Origin of the sequence: Rhizobium sp. AC27/96 (assembly GCF_001692325.1) — a bacterium.
Classification (GTDB): domain Bacteria; phylum Pseudomonadota; class Alphaproteobacteria; order Rhizobiales; family Rhizobiaceae; genus Rhizobium.
Genome location: NZ_LXKN01000001.1, coordinates 715,036 through 736,009, shown reverse-complemented (window position 1 = coordinate 736,009; position 20,974 = coordinate 715,036). Strand labels below are relative to the sequence as shown.

Sequence of the window (20,974 nt, the reverse complement as noted above, 5' to 3'; positions counted from 1 at the left end):
CACCAGCAGGTGATTTGCTGATTAGCGCTCGCCGCGCTCCTTGCGCAGCTTCGACCACCAGTCCAGCCGCTTGCGGATTTCGCGCTCAAAACCGCGCTCTGGCGGATCGTAGAAGGTCTGGCGGCCCATCTTCTCAGGAAAGTAATTCTGGCCCGAAAAGGCATCCGGCTCGTCGTGATCGTAGCGATAGCCGTCGCCATATCCCTCAGTGCGCATCAGTTTCGTCGGTGCGTTGAGGATATGCTTGGGCGGCAGCAACGAACCGTTCTGCTTCGCGGCTTGCGTCGCCGCCTTGAAGGCGGTGTAAACGGCATTCGATTTCGGGGCGGTGGCGAGATACACGCAGGCCTGCGCCAGCGCCAATTCACCCTCCGGTGACCCCAGGTATTCATAGGCGTCCTTGGCCGCGTTGCAGATGACTAGCGCCTGCGGATCGGCAAGGCCGATATCCTCGACTGCCATGCGCACCAGCCGCCGGCCGAGATAGAGCGGGTCTTCACCGGCATCGAACATGCGGGCGAGATAGTAAAGCGCTGCGTCGGGATCGGAGCCGCGAACGGATTTGTGCAGGGCCGAGATCAGATTGTAGTGCCCGTCTTGCGCCTTGTCGTATACCGGGGCTCGGCGCTGGACGATCTTGATCAGCATGTCAGGGTCGAAAAGCTCGTCCTTGCGCGCGGCACGCCAGACCTCTTCCGCGAGCGTCAGCACCGAGCGCCCGTCGCCATCCGCCATGCCGATCAGGCTGGCGCGCGCATCCTCGGTCAACGGCAGCGGCTTGCCCTCCACCGCCTCGGCGCGTCGCAGCAGCTCCTCCAGGCTTTCCTCATCATGCGACTGGAATGTGAGGACACGGGCACGGGACAGAAGAGCGGCGTTGAGTTCGAAGGACGGGTTCTCCGTCGTCGCACCGACCAGGATGACCGTGCCGTCTTCCATGACAGGCAGGAAACTATCCTGCTGCGCACGATTGAAGCGATGGATCTCATCGACGAAAAGCAGGGTCTGGCGGCCATCCATACGCCGCAGGCGCGCTGCCTCGAATACCTTCTTCAGATCGGCGACGCCTGAAAAGATCGCCGATATCTGTTCGAAGGCAAGACCCGCCTCGCCCGAAAGCAGCCTTGCGACCGTCGTCTTGCCGGTGCCGGGCGGCCCCCAGAAGATCATGGAGCCGAGCGAGCCGGCCTCGATCATCCGGCGAAGCACGCCGTCTTCACCAGTCAGATGCGATTGGCCTGTGACCTCGGCCAGCGTTTGCGGCCGCAGGCGATCGGCCAGAGGCCGCTTGTTGGCGACCCCCTCCGGTATCCGCGGTGCAAACAGGTCGTTGCTCATCGGAAGAACTGCCGGATGCGCTGGCCGTCACGCTCGATTTCCACGCGCCAGAAGCTCGGATTGGAGCCGACGGTCCGCTGCAATATCTCGGTCGAGTTGACATTGACACCGTTGATCGAGACGACGATGTCACGCGGCGCGAAGCCAAGGCGGGCGGCCGGAGAATCCGACTTCAGGCTCTCGATGACGACGCCGGTGGAATCAGGCGGCAGATGCAGTTCATCGGCGACGCGCGGCGAAAGATTGGCAACCGTTGCGCCCGAGAAGGGATTGTTGCCCTGGATCTGCCTCTCGTCGCGCGGCGTCGATTCAGGTGCTGCGGCAAGCGTCATGCTGGCCTCATGCTCCTTGCCGTTGTCGAGCACGGTCAACGATACGGTGGCGCCAAGCCCTGCCGTGGTCAGGCGATAACCCAGCGCATCGGGATGCTCGACCGGGATACTGTTGAGGGCGGTGATCACCTCGCCGGGCTTCAGGCCAGCCTTGGCGGCGGGGCCACCGTCGACAACCTTGGTCACCAGTGCGCCGCGCACCTTGTCGAGGCCAAGCGCTTCGGCAACATCAGACGTCACAGGCTCGAAGGATGCGCCGATATAGGGCCGCTCGAAAGACTTGTCGCCACGGTCAGAGGCCGCCAGGAAGACCTTGACCAGATTGGCAGGGATGGCAAAGCCGATGCCGTTGGAGCCGCCGCCCTGCGAGAAGATGGCCGTGTTGAGCGCGATCAGCTCGCCATTCATGTTCACCAGCGCGCCGCCGGAATTGCCGGGATTGATCGAGGCATCCGTCTGAATGAAGAAGCCGACCTCGTTCTTTACCTGGTTGCGGGCGAGCGCCGATACGATACCACTCGTCACCGTCTGTCCGACGCCGAAGGGATTACCGATCGCCAGCACGAGATCGCCGACCTCGACCGCATCGGAATTGGCGATGGGCAGGATCGGGAAGGTCTCGTTCTTCGACTGGATCTTCAGGACCGCGAGATCGACCCTGTCATCCTTCAGTATGACCTTGCAGGGAAATTCGCGGCCATCCGACAGCGCGATCTTGATATCGTCGGCGCCATCGATGACGTGATTGTTGGTGATGACAGTGCCGTTGGCCTCGACGATGACGCCGGAGCCCAGCGAGGACTGCTTCTCGGTGCGATTCGGCATGCGCTGGCCGAAGAACTGCTCGAAGAAGGGATCGCCGGCGAAGGGCGACTGCCGCTGCACCTGGCGCTCCGCATAGACGTTCACCACGGCACCGGCGGTCTGCTTGACCAGCGGCGCAAAGGAAAGCTGCATCTGCACCTGATTTTGCGGCACCGACTTCGCCGTCTGTGCTTCAGCGGAAAGCGGCATCACCATTGCGAGGGCAATCATCGAAACGGCAGTGCGCTTCAGGAGGACATGCATGGAAATTTCCCTTTTTAATTCTCTTTAAACAACGTTGTAGCGCCCGACGCTAGAAAGGAAAGAGGGCGGAAGCATGAAGCATAAATGGAAGTTTTCAGCGATAAAAAACAGGTTCGGTGAACAAAAACATGCTGTCATGCATTTCGCGTTGGGAATCGTCATAGGGAGCCAAACATGCGATTGAACCATCTAGCCGCCGCCGTCCTTCTCCTCTCTCTCGGCACTGCCGGCACTTCGCATGCCGCCAGCTTCGATTGCGAGGCGCAGACCCTGAAGCCCGATGAGAAGAAAATATGCGACGTCAGGGCGCTTAACGACGCCGATGTGAAGATGGTGACGACTTTCGACCTGCTCTCCGGCCTGCTCGCCATGGGCGCGCGCGGCACGATGCAGGATCAACAGACGGAATGGCTGAAGAAGCGGCAGGCCTGCGAAGCCGATGTCGCCTGCCTGACCACATCCTATGAGGAGCGCCTGAAAGTGCTCAACGACACGTACAAGCAGATCAATCGGCCGCTTTAAGGGTCGCATTGTGCGGAGACATGAGGCCTTTGCCGGATAAGTCCCCTCTCCCCGCGTGCGGCGAGAGGGCCAGGGCGAAGGGCTACCGCAGGTACGGCAAAGTCTGCCGTTGCGATAAAGCTCGAAAGGCCCCTCATCCGTCCTCTCGCGGCCGAGCTATGCTCGACCGTTCGAGTTCACCTTCTCCCCGTTTCACGGGGCGAAGGAGCTTAGTTACTTCCCGCCCAGATCGCGAACCGCACCCCGGTCGGCACTGGTCGCGAAAGCAGCATAGGCCTTCAGCGCCGTGGTGACATTGCGCTTGCGCACTTCAGCCGGGAACCAGCCCTTGGCGTTCTGGGCTTCACGGCGAGCTGCAAGCTCGGCATCGTCGACGCGCAGGCTGATCGTGCGGTTCGGGATGTCGATGTCGATCATGTCGCCTTCGCGCACCAGACCGATCGTGCCGCCGTTTGCGGCTTCCGGCGAAGCATGGCCGATGGAGAGGCCGGACGTGCCGCCGGAGAAGCGGCCATCGGTGATCAGTGCGCAAGCCTTGCCGAGACCCTTCGACTTCAGATAGCTGGTCGGATAGAGCATTTCCTGCATGCCGGGGCCGCCCTTCGGGCCTTCGTAGCGGATGACGACGACATCGCCTGCAACGACCTCGTTGCTGAGGATGCCCTTGACCGCCGCGTCCTGGCTTTCGAAGACCTTGGCCGGACCGGAGAATTTCAGGATCGATTCATCGACGCCGGCAGTCTTCACGATGCAGCCGTCGAGCGCCAGATTCCCCTTGAGGACGGCAAGACCGCCATCCTTGGAGAACGGATGCTGAGCATCGCGGATGACACCCTTTTCGCGATCGAGATCAAGCTCTTGCCAGCGCGCGCTCTGGCTGAAGGCAACCTGCGTCGGGACACCGCCAGGAGCGGCGCTGAAGAGCTCCAGAGCAGCCTTGTTGTCGGTGACCGCAATATCCCACTGTGCCAGAGCTTCGCCCAGCGTCGCAGCGTGAACGGTCGGCAGGTCGGCATTTATCAGTCCGGCACGGTTCAACTCGCCGAGGATCGCCATGATGCCGCCGGCGCGATGCACATCTTCCATATGAACGTCGGCCTTGGCAGGCGCCACCTTGGAAAGGCAGGGAACACGGCGTGACAGGCGATCGATATCATCCATCGTGAAGTCGATCTCGCCCTCATGGGCTGCTGCAAGAATATGCAGCACGGTATTGGTCGAGCCGCCCATGGCGATATCAAGTGCCATGGCGTTTTCGAACGCGCCCTTGCTGGCGATCGTCCGCGGCAGTGCCGTCACGTCGTCCTGCTCATAATAGCGCTTTGCCAGAGCAACCACACGGCGGCCGGCTTCGAGGAAGAGTTCCTTGCGGTCCGAATGGGTGGCAAGCGTCGAGCCGTTGCCGGGCAAGGACAGGCCGAGGGCTTCGGTCAGACAGTTCATCGAATTGGCCGTGAACATGCCCGAGCAGGAGCCGCAGGTTGGGCAAGCCGAGCGTTCGATGGTGGCGACGTCCTCGTCGCTGATCTTGTCGTCGGCAGCGGCAACCATGGCGTCGACGAGGTCGAGCGCGACCTTCTTGCCATGCAGGATGACCTTGCCGGCCTCCATGGGACCACCGGAAACGAAGACCGTCGGGATATTGAGGCGCAGCGAGGCCATCAGCATGCCGGGAGTGATCTTGTCGCAGTTGGAGATGCAGACCATGGCGTCGGCGCAATGGGCGTTGACCATGTATTCGACGCTGTCGGCGATGAGCTCGCGCGACGGCAGCGAATAGAGCATGCCGTCATGGCCCATGGCGATGCCGTCATCGACGGCGATTGTGTTGAATTCCTTGGCAACGCCGCCGGCCGCCTCGATCTCACGCGCCACAAGCTGGCCGAGATCCTTGAGGTGAACGTGACCGGGCACAAACTGGGTGAAGGAGTTGACCACCGCAATGATCGGCTTGCCGAAATCGCTGTCCTTCATACCCGTCGCGCGCCAAAGGCCGCGTGCGCCGGCCATGTTGCGGCCGTGGGTCGTGGTTCTGGAACGATAAGCTGGCATGGTGTCTTCCTCGTCATCCTGGAATTTGTGCGGCGTCGGCCGGCCCGAGCTTTGCGCCCAAGGGAGCGCCGACATTCCTGCTTTTTGGAATTGTCCTAATCCAATCGTGCGGTACTGTCACTATCAACTCAAGCGAATCCGGTACGCCACAAGGGCAAGAGCGGATTGGCAACTATGATATGCTTCGGCGCGACGAACCTGTGATCAGAATTGGGAACGAAGCCGCCCGATCACAAGTACACACAAAAAGTTGGTTTCCCTTGCAAAGAATGGCCGGCCTAAGAGTGTAACAAAATATGCCTCTGCTGCGTATAGCTCATATCGAAGCTGCGATCGCATAAAGGAACTGTCATGCCTTCTTATCGCCCGCCGAAAATTGCGTCTTCCGAGATCACACCGCGCTCGGCCTATCTCAAGCGGCGAGAATTCCTGACCGCAGCCGCGGCCGGCATCGGTATGGCAGCAGTTGGCGGCAAAACCGCGCTGGCCGATGCGCTGACCGTGACGAAAAGCAACTATACCGTCGACGAGAAGCTGACGCCGATCAAGGATGTCACCACCTACAACAATTTTTATGAATTCGGCCTCGATAAGTCGGATCCAGCCAATCTTTCCGGCAAGTTCAAGCCGCGACCCTGGACGATCAAGGTCGACGGCATGGTCAACAAGCCCGGCACCTTCGACATCGACGCACTGATCAAGGAATTCCCGCCGGAAGAGCGCGTCTATCGCATGCGCTGCGTCGAGGCGTGGTCGATGGTCATTCCCTGGGACGGTTTTCCGCTCTCTGCCCTGCTCGACAAGGTGGACCCGCAGGGGAGCGCCAAATTCGTTGCCTTCGAGACAGTCGTCCGGCCTTCGGAAATGCCGGGGCAGTCGGGCCTCCTGCAGTCTCTGGACTGGCCCTATGTGGAGGGCTTGCGGCTGGACGAAGCGCGCAATCCCCTGACGCTGCTTGCCGTCGGCCTTTATGGCGAGACGCTGCCGAACCAGAACGGCGCGCCGATCCGCCTTGTCGTACCGTGGAAATACGGCTTCAAGGGCATCAAGTCGATCGTGCGCATCACGCTCACCGACAAGCAGCCGCTGAACACATGGCAGGTGACCAATAGCCAGGAGTACGGCTTCTACGCCAACGTCAATCCGGCCGTCGACCACCCACGCTGGAGCCAGGCGACCGAGCGGCGCATCGGCGAAGGCGGCTTCTTCGGTTCCAACCGTCATCCCACCCTGCCCTTCAACGGCTATGCCGATCAAGTCGCCAGCCTCTATAGCGGCATGGACCTTCGGGTGAATTTCTGATGGCTTTTTCCTTCGCCCTGCCCAAGCGCTGGCAACCGGCCTCCGTCTGGGCGCTCTATATCGTGGGGTTGCTGCCGGCTGCCTGGGAATTCTATCTCGGCGCTACGGACCAGCTTGGCGCCGACGCCGTCAAGACCTTCGAGCTTTTCCTGGGGCTTTGGGCGATCCGCTTCCTGCTGCTGACGCTTGCGGTCACGCCGCTTCGGGATCTCTTCGGCTGGAACTATCTGCGCTATCGCCGCGCGCTCGGCCTGCTCTGTTTCTATTACGCGCTGATGCATCTGACGGTCTACATGGTCCTCGATCAGGCGCTGGATGTGCAGGCCGTCATCGACGATGTGCTGAAACGGCCCTTCATCATGTTCGGCATGGCGGGCCTCGTCATGCTGCTGGCGCTCGCCGTGACGTCAAACAACTTCTCGATCAAGCGTCTCGGCAAGAAATGGATCTGGCTGCATCGTCTGGTCTATATCGTGGCGGCCTGTGGTGCGCTGCACTTCGCGCTGTCGACCAAGATCCTGTCGCTGGAGCAGTTTATCTATATCGGCCTGCTGATCGCCATGATCCTCTACAGATCCTACAGGCCGATCATGATGGAGAGACGCCGGGCCGCGCGCAGGCCGGTTGCGGCTTCCAATTCCAGAGCGGCCTGAACTCGGCCGCTCTGCTCTTTCACGCGATGGTCATTCCGCAGCGCTAGCGATCTTGGCCTGCCCCTGCTCCTGCACCTCGACGGTCGCCGTCAGGCCGGCAATCAGCTTCGTGCCATCAGGCACCTTGTCGAGTGAGATGCGCACCGGCACGCGCTGCGCCAGGCGTACCCAGCTGAAAGTCGGGGTGATATTGGCAAGCAGGCTGCCCGAGGTACGTTCGCGGTCCTCGATGCCATAGGCGATGCTTTCGACATGGCCGGTCAGCTTTTCTGTCTGCCCCATCAGATGGATGTAGACTTCGTCGCCAACATGGATGCGCGGCAGCTTGGTTTCCTCAAAATAGCCTTCGACGCGCAGGGAATCGCTGTCGATCAGCGCCACTTTCGCCGTACCGGCCGAGACATAATCGCCCGGACGCAGGCTGAGGTTCGAGATCGTACCGTTGACAGTGGCACGGACTTCCGAGCGATCGAGGTTCAGCTGGGCAAGCTCGCGGTTGGCTGTCGCCTGACGGACAGCGGCTTCGTCCTGCTGCACAGCGGTCAGCGCCTGCTCCTTTTGCTGCAGGGAAGCAGCATCGCCAAGGCGCGCCTGCCGGGCGCTTTCGCGCTGAGCCTGCTCGAGAGCGGCATTGCTGCTTGCGAGCGCGGCATCCGCTTGTTCAAGGGCGATAGCAAAGCGATCGCGATCCACACGGAAAAGAAGGTCGCCCTTCTTGACGGCCTGGTTGTCCTTGACGAGGACGTCGCTGACAAGGCCGGAAACGTCAGGCGCGATGCCAACGACATCGGCGCGCAGACGCGCGTCGCGCGTCCAGGGTTCGTCCATATAATGGCCCCAGAGCTGGCGGCCGACATAGACGGCAGCGACGACGAAGATGAGGGTGACGGCGACACGGCCGATGAGTTTTAACGTGTTCATGTGAAGTACCAACGGGAAACAGAGGAGACGGCGCCGAGCAACAAAACGTAGAGCGCGAGATCGAAAAGGCCGCGATGCCAGACCAGAGTATAGGCTCCGGCCCATGCGAGCAGGCGTCGAAGGATGATGACGACAAACAGCGTCACGAGCATGAGAACCAGAAGGCGTGGCATGTAGACGCCATAAAGATCGAATTCTGCGGGCATGATGTTACTCGGCGGCAATGGGAAGAGGTTGAGACGTGTTCGATACCGGCGGCTGCCAGCTCGCCGGTGGTTCGGCATGCGGGAAGAGTGCGCGGCGCAGCCCCACCAGCGCATCGAGGCTGGCTCGACCGGGCTCGCGCCTGTTCTGCGCCACCGCTTCGAGGCCACGATCGATCGATAGGCGCAACTCGTCCGAGGGATCGATGGCGCGCTTGGCCTTCAGCCGCGAACGATAGAAATCGGACACGCCGATCAGAACCTCGCTGACGGAGGCGGCCGCGGCGGAATTCAGTTGCCCCCGCTCCTTCTGCAGCATCAGCACGTTGAAGCCTAGGCGGACATCGGCATAACCATCGACCTTCTTCAGCTCGCGGTCCTCGATGCCAGCAAGGCGTGGCACAAGCTGGCCGAGACGATCAAGAATGCGGCCGGACAAACGCTCGTGGTCGGCGCGTCGGATGCCGGCTGCCGTCTCGGCAAGGTCGGTCCAGCCGGCCCGCACCAGCCGCCAGGCGGCAAGTTCAGAGCCGAACGGACGGGTGACCAGCGTCCAGACGAGAGCGAAGCCGATGCCTGCCAGGGCAGCGATCGCGCTATTCGCGAAACTGGCGAAATCGGCGGTGTACCGATCCTGCAGCGCAATGAAGGTCGCGCCGTTCACGGCGAGCAACATGGCGAGCAGGTTGGTCTGTGGCCGCGGGATCAACAGACCCATGACCAGGAAGGGTGGCGCAAAGACCAGCACCAGCATTTCGAAGCCGGAAATGGAAGGCAGGATGCCGAAGATATAGACGCATGCAATCACCAGGCTCATTGCGCTCCAGATGAACATCGAGGTGATGAACGGCGCAGGGCGATCGAGCGCGGCGAAAAACGAACAGGCAACAGCCGCCATGGTCACGAAGCCCGCACCGTCCTCCCATCCGGAATAGATCCAGAAGAAGCAGGCAGCAGCAATGCCGACGACGACCGAGCCGGCCGAAAAGGCAAGCAAGGCATAATCATAGTGCCTGCTTTGGCCGACGACATTGCGGTGCCGGAAGGCGGGCCGCCAGGTGCCGACCTGTTGCCCGGAGACAATCTGGTCGCGCAATGTCAGGCAATCCTGCCATAGATCGACGATTTCCTTCAGGCGCGCCAGAGCGCTCGACCGAACGAGGTCATCCCAACCGAGATCAAGGTCATTCTGCTGCAGTTCCTCGATCTTTCTCGATAGGGCATCCGCAGTATCATCGGCCTTGCCGCGTCCGCCCTGCCTCAGCCAATCGGCGACATCGTTCAGAACCGAGACAAGCTCCGCAGGCAGCGGCTTCTCGCCGGCCTTTAGCGCGTGCAGGCGGTCGGCCAGCGACGAGAAGAGCGGCAGCAGCATCAAGAGACGGCCGCGCAGTTCCCGGGAATGCCTGACGATATCGCGGCTGCCCGCATCATATTTGAGTTGGCTGATGACAAGGTCGAGGCCGGAGACGTCGGCGACAAGCTTCTGACGCTTCAGCGGCGTCGCCGGGGAAGCACCCTCGCCTCGCAGGATTTCATCGGCCCAGGTGCCGGCATCATCGAGCCAGGAGCCGATGCGCTGGCCGAGCACGGTACCGACACTGCTCGGGAAGATGATGGAGCTGACGACGCTGGCGCAAACGATGCCGATGATGATCTCTTCGGAGCGGGCAAGCGCGACATCGAATACGGTTTCCGGTGCGCCGACCGTCGGCAGCGCGATCAGCGGCAATGAATAGCCGGCGAGCATGAAGACATAACTGCGCGAGGTGCGGTCGAGCATCGAGACGAACAGCAGGGTTCCGGTCCAGAGCGCCACGACGACCGAAAGCAATTCCGGCGCATTGACGAAGAGCGGAACGAAGATCACCGAGGCACAGGCGCCGATCAGCGTACCGAGCGTACGATAGAGCGCCTTTGAGCTCGTTGCGCCCGCAAGCGGATTGGCAACCACATAGACGGCCGCCATTGCCCAGTAAGGGCGCGGCAAGTCCAGCGACAGCGCAATGAACAGCGCCATGATGGCTGCAATGAAGGCTTTGACGGAAAACAGCCAGTCCCGCCAGGATGGAATGCTCATGAAACGCTCTCCTTCTCCGGCTCCGCTTCGGTCGTCTTCACGGTCTCGAACTCCTCGAAAGCCTTCAGGACGCGGATGGCAGCTTCGATATCCTCCTTGTCGACATCGGCAAGGATCTTGCCGCGCAGTTCGTCGAGCGCGTCTTCCATGCGGGACGCGAGCTTCTCGCCCTCCGGCGTCAGCCAAAGACCCTTGGCGCGGCGATCCGTCGGATCATCCTTGCGGATGACGAGATCCATGCTTTCCAGCTGATCGATCAGCCGAACCAGCGACGGACCTTCGATACCGACATAGGTGGCGATCGCCACCTGTCGGACACCTCCGCCCAGACGGCCGATCCAGAGCAGCGGTGCTGCCGCGGCCTCCGAGATGCCGTAGGAGCTCAGTGCCAGATCGACGACCCGGCGCCATTGGCGGCCAGTGGTCAGCAGATTGGCGGTGAAAATGCGTTGAAGAGTGTTGAGCGATTCCATAATTATCTATTAGCACTAAACTAATTAGGATTCAAACTATATGAACTCAAATTACCATCCGAGAAGCGAAATGCAGCCATGCATCCAACGATGGTCGGAACAGCACCGGGTCGATCGCGAAGGGTTAATCAGCGTTTCGCAGATAAGAACAGATCATCCTGGCCAGTTCCTTTTTCAGCTCCGGCGAACCGAGCGTGCGCTTTCGGGCTGCACTGTGGATCACGCCCTCGACAGCGCCCGATAGCAACTGCGCGAGAACGTCATCGCCGGGACCTTTGCGACCACTGCGATGCGCGATCACAAAATCTCTGTAGTGGCTTTGATACTCGGCCAAGAAAGCATCATGGGCCAATCGTGAGCCATCATACCCGGGCGCTTCGTCCAGAAGCACCCTGTGCAGCTCCGGATTGATGTTATGGGCATCGATCATGCCCTCAACGAGAGCCTCTGCGCGCTGCTGCAACGGCAAGTCTCCGGCCATAGCCTTCCGCATGACGGCCAGAACGTCATCGAAGTGACGCCGCCGGATGGCCTCGACCAGGGAAAGCTTGTCGGGAAAATATTGATAGAGCGACCCGATGCTGATGCCGGCAACCGCCGCGACGGCATTCGTCGTAAATCCGGCCCATCCGCGATCTCCCAAAATGCGAGCACCCGCCTCGAGAATGGCATCGACCGTCGCGCGCGAACGCGCCTGGCTCGGCTCCTTTCGCATCGGGGCGCCGGACTTTCCAATGCGAGTAGACATGCGCTTCCTGCTCCTCGAAAATGTGAACACATTACTCGCATTTTACGGTATAACAAAAAGGGATTTCTCATGAGCGAACAGTCGTTGCTGCACACGCTTTTCAGCTATCAGGCCTGGGCAAACAAGGATCTGCTTGACGGCATAGGCGACCTCGATGGCGTACGGCATGTTAAGGAGCGTCATGCATCCATCCGCCTGATGAACCATTCCCTGGTCGTCGGTCGGATATTTGCTGCCCACCTTACCGGGCAGGACCATGGCTTCACTGCCGACAACACACCGGACACGCCATCACTGGCGGAGCTCCGCACCGCGTTGATCGCGTCGGATCAATGGTATCTCAGATATCTTGAAACGCTGCCCCCTGACCTCCTGTCCGAAGCCCTGCCGTTCGTCTTCACCGACGGCGACAGGGGCTGCATGTCGCGGCAGGAGATGCTCCTCCATGTCGTCACGCATGGAGGATATCACCGGGGCGAGATTGGCCGCCTACTGGCACAGCTCTCGATCACGCCGCCGTGGGATACTTTCGCCGTTTATCTTCACAGAACGGAGCCTTCGCGCCGGCACGCCGTGGCAGCCAAATAGCGCCGTGCTTGGCGTCGCTACCCACATAGGCAAACGACTGAAGGCCGGATGATCGCTCATCCGGCCTTCATGATACAGCGATCCGATCGCCCTGCTATACCGCGATCTCAGTTGGCGCGCCTTACCGCCAACAGAATGCGATCCAGCGCCAAAGCCGCCGCTATGCCGATGGCATAGGACACTATGTTCCAGAGCGAGAACACTCTTCCGAGCAACAAGGCGCCGGCGGTGGTCAATCGAAACGCATCCAGTGCAGGTGCATGCCAAAGCCTGAAGAATTCGACGGCCGTCGCCAGGATCAGCGCGCCGAAAGCAATTTTGAAAGGCCTACCGGTGACGAATAGCGTCGCCAGAAGCCAATAGACCATCGCGCCCCACAAGATCGAACCACCATATTTGACCACGGTGAAGGGAAGATCGGCGGCATAACCAAATCGCCGGAGCGCAAGACCGCAGGCTATGGTCAAGAACAGGGCCAGAAGTAGCATCGCCCTTCTGCGTATGAATTGCCGCTGCGTGTCCAATAGTCGTTCCTATAGCTCAAGAGCATGAGCCGCCAGGCAACTCAGCCAGCATATTCATGGTCATGGCGGCTCCAGAAGAGCAAGTCAGCCCCGACAAACCCTCAAACGCCAAAGGCCGGATGATCGCTCATCCGGCCCTGGATCTTTTATCCGAAGCTAGCCTTAAGCGGCTGCAGCTTCTTCCTCGGCAGCAACGCGAGCCTTGTCGGCTGCGCCCTTGGCAGAGGTGTCACGATCGACGAATTCGACGACTGCGAGAGCGGCATTGTCGCCCTGGCGGAAGCCGGCCTTCATGATACGCAGGTAGCCGCCGTTGCGGGTGGCGTAACGCGTTGCGATCGCATCGAAAAGCTTCGAAACGACAGCCGCATCGCGGATCTGCGAGATGGCCTGACGACGAGCGTGCAGGTCGCCGCGCTTGCCGAGGGTAACCAGCTTCTCGACGATCGGACGAATTTCCTTCGCCTTCGGGAGCGTGGTGACGATCTGCTCATGCGTGATGAGCGAAGCAGCCATGTTGGCGAACATCGCCTTACGGTGGCTAGCGGTTCTGTTCAGCTTGCGGCCGGCTTTACCGTGGCGCATTGCTATTCTCCTTCACTTGCAGGCATCACTCGCCTGCCGTTTGAAACGTTAGTATTGGTCTTCGTATCGCTTGGCGAGATCTTCGATGTTCTCAGGCGGCCATGCCGGCACTTCCATGCCGAGGTGCAGGCCCATGGAAGCGAGAACTTCCTTGATTTCGTTCAGCGACTTGCGACCAAAATTCGGCGTGCGGAGCATTTCTGCTTCGGTCTTCTGAATGAGGTCGCCGATGTAGACGATGTTGTCGTTCTTCAGGCAGTTTGCCGAGCGAACAGACAGTTCCAGTTCGTCCACCTTCTTGAGGAGAGCCGGGTTGAAAGCGAGTTCTGTAACTGCTTCCTCTTCGGTTTCCTTCTGCGGCTCGTCGAAGTTGACGAACACGCCAAGCTGATCCTGCAGGATGCGCGCCGCGAAAGCGACTGCATCTTCACCGCTGATAGAACCATCGGTTTCCAGCGACATGCTCAGCTTGTCGTAGTCGAGAACCTGTCCTTCACGGGTATTTTCAACCTTGTAGGACACCTTCTTGACCGGCGAATAGAGGCTGTCGACCGGGATGAGACCGATCGGAGCATCTTCCGCACGATTACGCTCGGCCGGGACATAGCCCTTGCCGTTGTTGACGGTGAATTCCATACGGATTTCGGCGCCCTCGTCGAGCGTGCAGATCACATGCTCGGGGTTGAGGATTTCGATATCGCCGACCGTCTGAATGTCGCCAGCCGTTACTACGCCTGGGCCCTGCTTGCGCACGACCATGCGCTTGGCATCATCGCCATCCATCTTGATGGCGATTTCCTTGATGTTCAGCACGATGTCCGTCACGTCTTCCCGGACGCCCGGGATAGAGGAGAACTCATGCAGCACGCCGTCGATCTGCACGGCCGTCACAGCGGCGCCACGCAGAGAAGACAGCAGAACGCGACGCAGCGCGTTGCCGAGGGTGAGACCGAAGCCACGCTCCAGCGGTTCGGCCACGAGCGTTGCCTTGGTACGGCCGCTCGAGGTGAACTCGACCTTGTTGGGCTTGATCAGTTCCTGCCAGTTTTTCTGAATCATGTTTTTGCCTTCCGTTCGTTGCCACCATCCAATCGTGGCAACCGAGCTTGAGAAACACCAAGCCGGGCGCATCTGCCCCGGCCAGTGTCGAGAGTGGCGATGATCAGACGCGACGCTTCTTGCGCGGGCGGCAACCATTGTGCGGGATCGGGGTCACGTCGCGGATGGACGTGATCATGAAACCGGCAGCCTGGAGCGCGCGCAGAGCAGATTCACGACCAGAGCCCGGACCGCAAACTTCAACTTCCAGCGACTTCATGCCGTGCTCCTGAGCCTTCTTGGCGCAGTCTTCAGCAGCGATCTGGGCAGCGAACGGGGTCGACTTGCGCGAACCCTTGAAGCCCTTGGCACCAGCGGACGACCAGGCAATAGCGTTGCCCTGTGCGTCGGTGATGGTGATCATCGTGTTGTTGAAGGTCGAGTTGACGTGTGCGACGCCCGACGTGATATTTTTACGCTCGCGACGACGAACGCGTACGGCTTCCTTGGCCATGTTAGTCCTTTCTTGGATCTCTGCACCGCCGTAATGCCAGCGGCTACACCGAAGCGATACCCGGAGGGCACCGCTTCAAACTCAAAAGAGGCCGGCGGACCGCCAGCCTCCCAAATCCGGTTGCCCGGAAATTACTTCTTCTTACCAGCGATCGCCTTTGCCGGGCCCTTGCGGGTACGAGCATTGGTGTGGGTGCGCTGGCCGCGAACCGGCAGGCCGCGACGATGACGCAGGCCGCGGTAGCTGCCCAGGTCCATCAGACGCTTAATGTTCATCGCGGTATCGCGACGCAGATCACCTTCGACCTGATAGTCACGGTCGATGGTTTCGCGGATCTGCAGAACTTCAGCATCGGTCAACTGGTTGACGCGACGCTCAGCCGGAATACCGACCTTCTCGCAGATTTCCTGTGCAAACTTAGGTCCGATCCCGTGAATGTAACGAAGCGCAATAACTACGCGCTTTGCAGTCGGGATGTTGACGCCAGCGATACGAGCCACGCCTGTTCTCCTTGCATTCCTTTTGCCTAAGCAAAGGGCCTTGTTATGCAGCCCGGGAGCTGCTTGTTCGTTGTGAGTCCGCAACATGTCAAAACGACCGTACCCGGACTCCCCGTTGGAAATCCGCGCCGATCGCATAGCATGTCGCGAGTTGGCGCGGTGTTTAGCGGAATCAGCGCAAAAAAGCAACCGCTTCGGCAAGTTTATTTTAGGCTATCCAAGCTTAGCCAGGATACCTTCGATGCTATCCGTCACATGCTCGATATCGGCCATGCCGTCGATGCTCTGCAACTTGCCCTTGGCATAGTAGTAACCGATCAGCGGCGAGGTCTCCTTGTAGTAGACCTGGAGGCGCGTCGCCATCGTTTCGGCATTGTCATCCGGGCGACGCTTGAAGTGGGTCGAGCCGCACTTGTCGCAGACACCGGCCGTTGCCGGAACCTTATCGGTATCGTGATAGACGCTACCGCAGTTCGAACAGGAGTAACGCCCCGAGACGCGGCGAATCAGTTCCCCGTCATCGACCTTCAGCTCGATGACAACAGAAAGCTCCAGGCCCTTGGCCTTCAGCATCTGCTCGGTCGCATCGGCCTGCACCAGAGTGCGGGGAAAGCCGTCAAGGATGAAGCCCCTGGCGCAATCCGGCTGGTCGATTCGCTCCGAAACAATAGCGTTGACGATCTCATCCGAAACAAGCTTGCCGGCGTCCATGACAGCCTTGGCGCGCTTGCCAACTTCAGTCTCGGCCGCCACCGCAGCTCTCAGCATATCGCCGGTGGAAAGCTGCGGAATGCCGTGCTTTTCCACGATACGCTGGGCCTGGGTCCCCTTACCTGCTCCCGGCGGCCCTAAAAGTATGAGTCTCATCGCCCCCTCTTTCCTCCACGCAACTTCGATTTCTTGATCAGGCCTTCATATTGCTGCGCGATCAAGTGACCCTGAATCTGTGCCACCGTATCCAGCGTTACGCTAACCACGATCAGAAGAGAAGTGCCACCCAGCGACAGCGGAATACCGGTCTGGGACACGAGAATTTCGGGCAGGATGCAGACGAAGACGAGGTAGATCGCGCCGATGACCGTGATGCGGGTCAGCACGTAGTCGATATATTCGGCGGTGCGTTCGCCCGGACGGATGCCCGGAATAAAGCCGCCATGCTTCTTCAGATTGTCGGCCGTGTCCTTCGGATTGAAGACCAGCGCCGTGTAGAAGAAGGCGAAGAAGGCAATCAGCGCACCGTACAGCACCATGTAGACGGGCTGGCCGTGACCAAGAGCCGCAACGATCGACGTTACCCAGCTTGGCAGCGCCGTGTTGTTGCCGAGGCCCGCGACGGTTGCCGGCAGCAGCAGCAGCGAGGATGCAAAGATGGCCGGAATGACGCCCGAAGTGTTGAGCTTCAACGGCAGGTGCGACGTATCGCCCTGGAACATACGGGTGCCGACCTGGCGCTTCGGATACTGGATCAGCAGGCGGCGCTGCGCACGTTCGACGAAAACGATGAGCGCGATGACCAGGACAGCGACGACCAGAACAGCCAGAATGAGACCTGTGGACAGAGCACCTGTACGGCCCAGCTCGAGCGTGCCTGCAAGTGCCGTCGGCAGACCAGCAGCGATGCCGGCGAAGATGATAAGCGAGATACCGTTGCCGATACCGCGCGAGGTTACCTGTTCGCCGAGCCACATCAGGAACATAGTGCCGCCGAGCAGCGTTATGACCGTGGAAATGCGGAAGAACCAGCCTGGATCGATCACGACACCATTGCCATGCTCAAGGCCGATCGCAATGCCGTAAGCCTGCAATGCGCCGAGCAGCACCGTGCCGTAGCGAGTGTACTGGTTGATGATCTTGCGGCCCTGCTCACCTTCCTTCTTGAGATTCTCAAGCGAAGGCACGACCGAGGTCATGAGCTGAACGATGATCGAGGCGGAAATATAAGGCATGATGCCGAGCGCGAAGATCGCCATGCGCTGAACAGCGCCGCCCGAGAACATGTTGAAGAGGCCGAGAATACCGCCAGACTGATTCTGGAATGCCTGCGCATAGGCAGCAGGATTGAGGCCAGGAAGCGGAATGTGGGTACCAAGCCGGTAGACGAGGAGAGCGCCGAGCGTAAACCACAAGCGCTTCTTGAGATCCTCAGCCTTGGCGAAAGTCGAGAAATTGAGATTGGACGCCAGTTGTTCCGCTGCAGAAGCCATGCAAATCTCCGCACTACCAATTCCGGCATAATCGGCCGGGTCCGGAATCAGTATGTAAATTGTTCAAAAGCCGGGTTTGGACGGATTGCGGTGCAATCGGACGCCTCACCCTTGGTTCCCGTTATTAACCGGAAAGACACTGCCGCATCGTTCAGATTCGTGAGGCTCACATATGGGAGCAAAATCGCCCGAAGTGAAGCACCCCGGGCGATTATTGATAAGATTATTCTGCGGCAGAAGCTTCTGCGACCGCAGCCAGCAGCTTGATGGAGCCGCCAGCCTTTTCGATCTTTTCGACCGCCGGCTTGGAAGCGCCTGCAACTTCAAGCGTGATCTTCGCCTTCAGTTCGCCGTCCGAGAGAACCCGAACGCCGTCCTTGACGCGGCGGATGACGCCGGCAGCCTTGAGAGCTGCTGCATCAACGGTCTTCTTCGCATCGAGCTTGCCGGCATCGACGGCAGCCTGGATGCGAGCCAGCGATACGACAACATAATCGGCGGCGAAGATGTTGTTGAAGCCACGCTTCGGCAGGCGACGATAGATGGGCATCTGACCACCTTCGAAGCCGTTGATGGCAACACCCGAGCGGGACTTCTGACCCTTTACACCACGACCACCGGTCTTGCCGGAGCCGGAGCCGATGCCGCGGCCGAGGCGCTTGCGGCTGTGGGTAGAGCCTTCGTTATCCTTGATGTCATTCAATTTCATAGCGATTTACCTCCGGCTCACTTCTCGTCGACAACGCGAACGAGATGCTGGACAGCACGGATCATGCCACGAACAGCCGGGGTATCTTCCAGCGTGCGGCGACGGTGCATCTTGTTCAGTCCGAGACCGATCAGCGTCTTCTGCTGAACGTCCGGACGGCGGATCGGGCTGCCAATCTGCTCGACCGTAACGGTCGCCTTGGCTTCAGCCTTCTTGGTCGTCTTGGCCATAGGTCAAACTCCCTTATTCTTCGGTAGCGTTGCCCGAAGCGGTACGACGAGCCTGCAGGGTAGCATACTTGATGCCACGCTGAGCTGCGATGTCCTTCGGGTGAACCTGGTGCTTCAGGGCGTCGAACGTGGCGCGAACCATGTTGTACGGGTTCGACGAACCGGTCGACTTGGCAACGACGTCATGAACGCCGAGCGTTTCGAAAACGGCACGCATCGGGCCGCCGGCGATGATACCGGTACCGACCTTGGCCGAGCGCAGCAGAACCTTGCCGGCGCCGTGACGGCCATGAACGTCATGGTGCAGCGTACGGCCGTCGCGCAGCGGTACGAAGATCATGTCGCGCTTGGCGCTTTCGGTAGCCTTGCGGATCGCTTCCGGCACTTCGCGTGCCTTGCCGTGACCGAAGCCAACGCGGCCCTTCTGGTCACCGACGACGACGAGAGCGGCGAAACCGAAACGGCGGCCACCCTTTACGACCTTGGCGACGCGGTTAATCGCGACCAGCTTGTCGACGAATTCGCTATCGCGCTCTTCACGGCTCTGACGGTCATCCCGCGAGCCCCTCTTTTCCTGTGCCATTGTCCTCTTCCTTTTTCTTTTCCGGGTGCAATCGGCAAACAACAAAGACCGCATGCCCTCCCCTTGCGGGGAAACGTGCGGTCCGGTGAACATCCGGCCGGCGCTTGAAAGCTGCCGACCGGAAACTTGATCAGAAGGACAGACCGCCTTCGCGGGCTGCTTCAGCCAGGGCCTTGATGCGGCCGTGGTAGATGAAGGCGCCGCGATCGAACACGACTTCCTTGACGCCTGCCTTGGAGGCACGCTCGGCTACGAGCTTGCCAACGAGGGCTGCGGCGGCGGTATCGGCACCGGTCTTCAGAGAACCGCGCAGATCCTTATCGAGGGTGGAGGCAGACGCAAGCGTCTTGCCGGCCACATCATCGATGACCTGAACGTAGATGTTCTTCGACGAGCGATGAACCGACAGGCGCGGACGGCCATTGGCCACCGCCTTGATTTGACGACGCACGCGGTTGGCACGACGTGCAAGTGCTTCTTTCCTGCTAGCCATTTCGCGTGATCCTTACTTCTTCTTGCCTTCTTTGCGGACGATCCGCTCGCCGGCATACTTAACGCCCTTGCCCTTGTAGGGCTCAGGACCGCGATATTCGCGGATTTCAGCGGCAACCTGGCCGACCTGCTGCTTGTTGATGCCGGTGACGACGATTTCCGTCGGCTTCGGCACAGCAATCGTGATGCCTTCCGGCGGCACGTAAATCACGTCGTGGCTGAAGCCGAGCGCGAGCTGCAGGTTCTTGCCCTGCAGAGCGGCACGGTAGCCGACGCCGTTGATTTCGAGCTTGCGCTCGTAGCCTTCCTTAACACCCTTCAGGATGTTCTCGACCATCGTGCGGGACATGCCCCACTTCGAGCGAGCGTCCTTGGAGTCGTTAAGCGGCGTTACGACGATTGCATTATTTTCAAGCTTGAGACCGATTTCATCGTTAGCGATGAAAAACAGCTCGCCCTTAGGGCCCTTGGCAGTCACTTTTTGGCCATCAACCGAGGCCGTGATCCCTGCAGGCACCTGAACGGGCTTCTTACCGATACGAGACATTTTTTCAAACCTGTCTGTTTCGAAGGAGATCCCTGTTCGATCTTAGAAGACCGAGCAGAGAACCTCACCACCAACATTCTGTTCACGAGCCTGGTGATCAGCCATCACACCCTTCGGAGTCGAAAGGATAGTGATGCCGAGACCGTTCGCGACCTGCGGAATGGACTTAACCGAGACATAAACTCGGCGGCCCGGCTTGGACACGCGGCCGATCTCACGGATCACCGACGTGCCTTCATAGTACTTCAGCTCGATGCTGAGCTCAGACTTGCCGTTGCCGAAATCGACGACGGAGTAGCCACGGATGTAGCCTTCAGCCTGGAGAACATCGAGAACGCGCGCACGGAGCTTGGAAGCAGGCGTCGAAACCGACGACTTGCGACGCGAAGCGCCATTGCGGATGCGGGTGAGCATATCGCCCAAAGGATCAGTCATAGTCATCTAATCTGCTCCTTACCAGCTCGACTTGACAATGCCCGGCACCTTGCCGAGATTGCCGAGTTCACGCAGCGCGATACGCGACATGCGCAGTTTGCGGTAGTAGGCGCGCGGACGGCCGGAAACTTCGCAACGATTGCGAATACGGGTCTTCGATCCATCGCGCGGGAGCGATGCCAGCTTCAGAGTGGCCTTGAACCGGTCTTCGATCGAAAGAGACTGGTTCATGATGATTGCCTTCAGAGCAGCCCGCTTTGCGGACTGAGTGGCAACCGTATTGCGGCGGCGCTTGTTCTTTTCAACTGCGCTTGTCTTCGCCATATCAGGGTT

At 60.0% G+C, this 20,974-nt stretch carries 26 protein-coding genes; 4 read left to right on the top strand and 22 right to left on the bottom strand.

Annotation, left to right across the window (positions count from 1 at the left end; genetic code table 11):
- Positions 1 to 21: 21 nt before the first annotated feature.
- Together A6U86_RS03655 and A6U86_RS03650 are read right to left on the bottom strand one after the other, a co-directional pair.
- Positions 22 to 1,338 (bottom strand): replication-associated recombination protein A, encoded by a 1,317-nt coding sequence (locus A6U86_RS03655; protein ID WP_068386111.1) that lies wholly within the window; start codon positions 1,336 to 1,338, stop codon positions 22 to 24.
- Positions 1,335 to 2,738 carry a DegQ family serine endoprotease gene (locus A6U86_RS03650; protein ID WP_068386109.1) on the bottom strand — a complete coding sequence of 468 codons (1,404 nt, stop codon included), beginning with the start codon at positions 2,736 to 2,738 and terminating at the stop codon, positions 1,335 to 1,337. The genes A6U86_RS03655 and A6U86_RS03650 overlap by 4 nt, the downstream gene beginning before the upstream one ends.
- A 174-nt stretch (positions 2,739 to 2,912) precedes the next feature.
- Here A6U86_RS03650 and A6U86_RS03645 point away from each other — a divergent pair, with 174 nt between their 5' ends.
- Entirely contained in the window at positions 2,913 to 3,260 is a 348-nt protein-coding gene (locus A6U86_RS03645) for a lysozyme inhibitor LprI family protein (protein WP_068386107.1), read from the top strand.
- Between the two features lie 213 nt (positions 3,261 to 3,473).
- On the opposite strand, the gene ilvD is transcribed toward A6U86_RS03645, so the two are convergent.
- Complete coding sequence (gene ilvD, locus A6U86_RS03640; RefSeq protein ID WP_068387802.1) at positions 3,474 to 5,312, bottom strand: dihydroxy-acid dehydratase; 1,839 nt, start codon at positions 5,310 to 5,312, stop codon at positions 3,474 to 3,476.
- Positions 5,313 to 5,663: 351 nt separating this feature from the next.
- Between ilvD and msrP the strand changes: the two genes are divergently transcribed.
- Positions 5,664 to 6,614, top strand: a complete 951-nt coding sequence (gene msrP / locus A6U86_RS03635) for a protein-methionine-sulfoxide reductase catalytic subunit MsrP (protein ID WP_068386104.1) — start codon at positions 5,664 to 5,666, stop codon at positions 6,612 to 6,614.
- On the top strand, positions 6,614 to 7,267 hold the full coding sequence (msrQ, locus tag A6U86_RS03630; RefSeq protein WP_068386102.1) for a protein-methionine-sulfoxide reductase heme-binding subunit MsrQ: 654 nt from the start codon (positions 6,614 to 6,616) through the stop codon (positions 7,265 to 7,267). Before msrP ends, msrQ begins: the two co-directional genes overlap by 1 nt.
- 30 nt (positions 7,268 to 7,297) lie before the next feature.
- Here msrQ and A6U86_RS03625 read toward each other — a convergent pair whose 3' ends face one another.
- From A6U86_RS03625 to A6U86_RS03605, 5 genes are all read right to left on the bottom strand, one after another.
- Positions 7,298 to 8,188 (bottom strand): HlyD family secretion protein, encoded by an 891-nt coding sequence (locus A6U86_RS03625; RefSeq protein ID WP_068386100.1) that lies wholly within the window; start codon positions 8,186 to 8,188, stop codon positions 7,298 to 7,300.
- Positions 8,185 to 8,394, bottom strand: a complete 210-nt coding sequence (locus A6U86_RS03620; RefSeq protein ID WP_034507353.1) for a DUF1656 domain-containing protein — start codon at positions 8,392 to 8,394, stop codon at positions 8,185 to 8,187. The genes A6U86_RS03625 and A6U86_RS03620 overlap by 4 nt, the downstream gene beginning before the upstream one ends.
- A gap of 4 nt (positions 8,395 to 8,398) precedes the next feature.
- Entirely contained in the window at positions 8,399 to 10,471 is a 2,073-nt protein-coding gene (locus A6U86_RS03615; protein WP_068386099.1) for an FUSC family protein, read from the bottom strand.
- A complete protein-coding gene (locus A6U86_RS03610; RefSeq protein ID WP_068386094.1) occupies positions 10,468 to 10,944 on the bottom strand; it encodes a MarR family winged helix-turn-helix transcriptional regulator in 477 nt (158 codons plus the stop codon). The genes A6U86_RS03615 and A6U86_RS03610 overlap by 4 nt, the downstream gene beginning before the upstream one ends.
- 124 nt (positions 10,945 to 11,068) lie before the next feature.
- Positions 11,069 to 11,692 (bottom strand): TetR/AcrR family transcriptional regulator, encoded by a 624-nt coding sequence (locus A6U86_RS03605; RefSeq protein ID WP_083196712.1) that lies wholly within the window; start codon positions 11,690 to 11,692, stop codon positions 11,069 to 11,071.
- A 69-nt stretch (positions 11,693 to 11,761) separates the two neighbouring features.
- Here A6U86_RS03605 and A6U86_RS03600 point away from each other — a divergent pair, with 69 nt between their 5' ends.
- Positions 11,762 to 12,280: a DinB family protein gene (locus tag A6U86_RS03600; RefSeq protein WP_068386091.1), complete on the top strand. Its 519-nt coding sequence runs from the start codon at positions 11,762 to 11,764 to the stop codon at positions 12,278 to 12,280.
- A gap of 107 nt (positions 12,281 to 12,387) precedes the next feature.
- On the opposite strand, the gene A6U86_RS03595 is transcribed toward A6U86_RS03600, so the two are convergent.
- From A6U86_RS03595 to rpsN, 14 genes are all read right to left on the bottom strand, one after another.
- On the bottom strand, positions 12,388 to 12,768 hold the full coding sequence (locus tag A6U86_RS03595; RefSeq protein WP_068386088.1) for a DUF2809 domain-containing protein: 381 nt from the start codon (positions 12,766 to 12,768) through the stop codon (positions 12,388 to 12,390).
- Positions 12,769 to 12,966: 198 nt separating this feature from the next.
- The gene (rplQ, locus tag A6U86_RS03590) at positions 12,967 to 13,389 is read right to left on the bottom strand and encodes a 50S ribosomal protein L17 (RefSeq protein ID WP_068386087.1); all 423 of its coding nucleotides are present in this window, start codon (positions 13,387 to 13,389) and stop codon (positions 12,967 to 12,969) included.
- A gap of 48 nt (positions 13,390 to 13,437) precedes the next feature.
- Entirely contained in the window at positions 13,438 to 14,448 is a 1,011-nt protein-coding gene (locus A6U86_RS03585; RefSeq protein WP_034507362.1) for a DNA-directed RNA polymerase subunit alpha, read from the bottom strand.
- Between the two features lie 103 nt (positions 14,449 to 14,551).
- Positions 14,552 to 14,941 carry a 30S ribosomal protein S11 gene (gene rpsK, locus A6U86_RS03580; RefSeq protein WP_004118426.1) on the bottom strand — a complete coding sequence of 130 codons (390 nt, stop codon included), beginning with the start codon at positions 14,939 to 14,941 and terminating at the stop codon, positions 14,552 to 14,554.
- A 131-nt stretch (positions 14,942 to 15,072) separates the two neighbouring features.
- The gene (gene rpsM / locus A6U86_RS03575) at positions 15,073 to 15,441 is read right to left on the bottom strand and encodes a 30S ribosomal protein S13 (RefSeq protein ID WP_015339612.1); all 369 of its coding nucleotides are present in this window, start codon (positions 15,439 to 15,441) and stop codon (positions 15,073 to 15,075) included.
- 213 nt (positions 15,442 to 15,654) lie between these two features.
- Positions 15,655 to 16,308 (bottom strand): adenylate kinase, encoded by a 654-nt coding sequence (locus A6U86_RS03570; RefSeq protein WP_068386086.1) that lies wholly within the window; start codon positions 16,306 to 16,308, stop codon positions 15,655 to 15,657.
- Positions 16,305 to 17,645, bottom strand: coding sequence for a preprotein translocase subunit SecY (gene secY, locus A6U86_RS03565; protein ID WP_068386085.1), 1,341 nt, complete (start codon positions 17,643 to 17,645; stop codon positions 16,305 to 16,307). The genes A6U86_RS03570 and secY overlap by 4 nt, the downstream gene beginning before the upstream one ends.
- Before the next feature lie 223 nt (positions 17,646 to 17,868).
- Positions 17,869 to 18,354, bottom strand: a complete 486-nt coding sequence (gene rplO, locus A6U86_RS03560; RefSeq protein ID WP_068386082.1) for a 50S ribosomal protein L15 — start codon at positions 18,352 to 18,354, stop codon at positions 17,869 to 17,871.
- A gap of 17 nt (positions 18,355 to 18,371) precedes the next feature.
- On the bottom strand, positions 18,372 to 18,584 hold the full coding sequence (gene rpmD / locus A6U86_RS03555; protein WP_007690786.1) for a 50S ribosomal protein L30: 213 nt from the start codon (positions 18,582 to 18,584) through the stop codon (positions 18,372 to 18,374).
- 13 nt (positions 18,585 to 18,597) lie between these two features.
- Entirely contained in the window at positions 18,598 to 19,167 is a 570-nt protein-coding gene (gene rpsE, locus A6U86_RS03550; protein ID WP_068386081.1) for a 30S ribosomal protein S5, read from the bottom strand.
- A gap of 130 nt (positions 19,168 to 19,297) precedes the next feature.
- Positions 19,298 to 19,660: a 50S ribosomal protein L18 gene (gene rplR / locus A6U86_RS03545; protein WP_068386079.1), complete on the bottom strand. Its 363-nt coding sequence runs from the start codon at positions 19,658 to 19,660 to the stop codon at positions 19,298 to 19,300.
- A 12-nt stretch (positions 19,661 to 19,672) separates the two neighbouring features.
- Positions 19,673 to 20,206: a 50S ribosomal protein L6 gene (rplF, locus tag A6U86_RS03540; protein ID WP_068386076.1), complete on the bottom strand. Its 534-nt coding sequence runs from the start codon at positions 20,204 to 20,206 to the stop codon at positions 19,673 to 19,675.
- Between the two features lie 42 nt (positions 20,207 to 20,248).
- Positions 20,249 to 20,647 (bottom strand): 30S ribosomal protein S8, encoded by a 399-nt coding sequence (gene rpsH / locus A6U86_RS03535; RefSeq protein ID WP_034507380.1) that lies wholly within the window; start codon positions 20,645 to 20,647, stop codon positions 20,249 to 20,251.
- Positions 20,648 to 20,659: 12 nt separating this feature from the next.
- On the bottom strand, positions 20,660 to 20,965 hold the full coding sequence (rpsN, locus tag A6U86_RS03530) for a 30S ribosomal protein S14 (protein ID WP_068386075.1): 306 nt from the start codon (positions 20,963 to 20,965) through the stop codon (positions 20,660 to 20,662).
- Positions 20,966 to 20,974: the final 9 nt, after the last annotated feature.

Excerpts from the sequence above, each read along its gene's own strand:
- A6U86_RS03600 (WP_068386091.1), top strand. The coding sequence starts at position 11,762 with ATGAGCGAACAGTCGTTGCTGCACACGCTTTTCAGCTATCAGGCCTGG.
- secY (WP_068386085.1), bottom strand. The coding sequence starts at position 17,645 with ATGGCTTCTGCAGCGGAACAACTGGCGTCCAATCTCAATTTCTCGACT.
- rpsE (WP_068386081.1), bottom strand. The coding sequence starts at position 19,167 with ATGGCACAGGAAAAGAGGGGCTCGCGGGATGACCGTCAGAGCCGTGAA.
- msrQ (WP_068386102.1), top strand. The coding sequence starts at position 6,614 with ATGGCTTTTTCCTTCGCCCTGCCCAAGCGCTGGCAACCGGCCTCCGTC.
- A6U86_RS03570 (WP_068386086.1), bottom strand. The coding sequence starts at position 16,308 with ATGAGACTCATACTTTTAGGGCCGCCGGGAGCAGGTAAGGGGACCCAG.
- A6U86_RS03605 (WP_083196712.1), bottom strand. The coding sequence starts at position 11,692 with ATGTCTACTCGCATTGGAAAGTCCGGCGCCCCGATGCGAAAGGAGCCG.
- rpsK (WP_004118426.1), bottom strand. The coding sequence starts at position 14,941 with ATGGCCAAGGAAGCCGTACGCGTTCGTCGTCGCGAGCGTAAAAATATC.
- A6U86_RS03615 (WP_068386099.1), bottom strand. The coding sequence starts at position 10,471 with ATGAGCATTCCATCCTGGCGGGACTGGCTGTTTTCCGTCAAAGCCTTC.
- A6U86_RS03625 (WP_068386100.1), bottom strand. The coding sequence starts at position 8,188 with ATGAACACGTTAAAACTCATCGGCCGTGTCGCCGTCACCCTCATCTTC.
- msrP (WP_068386104.1), top strand. The coding sequence starts at position 5,664 with ATGCCTTCTTATCGCCCGCCGAAAATTGCGTCTTCCGAGATCACACCG.
- rplF (WP_068386076.1), bottom strand. The coding sequence starts at position 20,206 with ATGTCTCGTATCGGTAAGAAGCCCGTTCAGGTGCCTGCAGGGATCACG.
- rpsN (WP_068386075.1), bottom strand. The coding sequence starts at position 20,965 with ATGGCGAAGACAAGCGCAGTTGAAAAGAACAAGCGCCGCCGCAATACG.
- A6U86_RS03595 (WP_068386088.1), bottom strand. The coding sequence starts at position 12,768 with ATGCTACTTCTGGCCCTGTTCTTGACCATAGCCTGCGGTCTTGCGCTC.
- A6U86_RS03655 (WP_068386111.1), bottom strand. The coding sequence starts at position 1,338 with ATGAGCAACGACCTGTTTGCACCGCGGATACCGGAGGGGGTCGCCAAC.
- A6U86_RS03650 (WP_068386109.1), bottom strand. The coding sequence starts at position 2,738 with ATGCATGTCCTCCTGAAGCGCACTGCCGTTTCGATGATTGCCCTCGCA.
- A6U86_RS03620 (WP_034507353.1), bottom strand. The coding sequence starts at position 8,394 with ATGCCCGCAGAATTCGATCTTTATGGCGTCTACATGCCACGCCTTCTG.
- A6U86_RS03585 (WP_034507362.1), bottom strand. The coding sequence starts at position 14,448 with ATGATTCAGAAAAACTGGCAGGAACTGATCAAGCCCAACAAGGTCGAG.
- A6U86_RS03610 (WP_068386094.1), bottom strand. The coding sequence starts at position 10,944 with ATGGAATCGCTCAACACTCTTCAACGCATTTTCACCGCCAATCTGCTG.
- rplR (WP_068386079.1), bottom strand. The coding sequence starts at position 19,660 with ATGGCTAGCAGGAAAGAAGCACTTGCACGTCGTGCCAACCGCGTGCGT.
- rpsH (WP_034507380.1), bottom strand. The coding sequence starts at position 20,647 with ATGACTATGACTGATCCTTTGGGCGATATGCTCACCCGCATCCGCAAT.
- rplO (WP_068386082.1), bottom strand. The coding sequence starts at position 18,354 with ATGAAATTGAATGACATCAAGGATAACGAAGGCTCTACCCACAGCCGC.
- rpmD (WP_007690786.1), bottom strand. The coding sequence starts at position 18,584 with ATGGCCAAGACGACCAAGAAGGCTGAAGCCAAGGCGACCGTTACGGTC.
- rplQ (WP_068386087.1), bottom strand. The coding sequence starts at position 13,389 with ATGCGCCACGGTAAAGCCGGCCGCAAGCTGAACAGAACCGCTAGCCAC.
- A6U86_RS03645 (WP_068386107.1), top strand. The coding sequence starts at position 2,913 with ATGCGATTGAACCATCTAGCCGCCGCCGTCCTTCTCCTCTCTCTCGGC.
- ilvD (WP_068387802.1), bottom strand. The coding sequence starts at position 5,312 with ATGCCAGCTTATCGTTCCAGAACCACGACCCACGGCCGCAACATGGCC.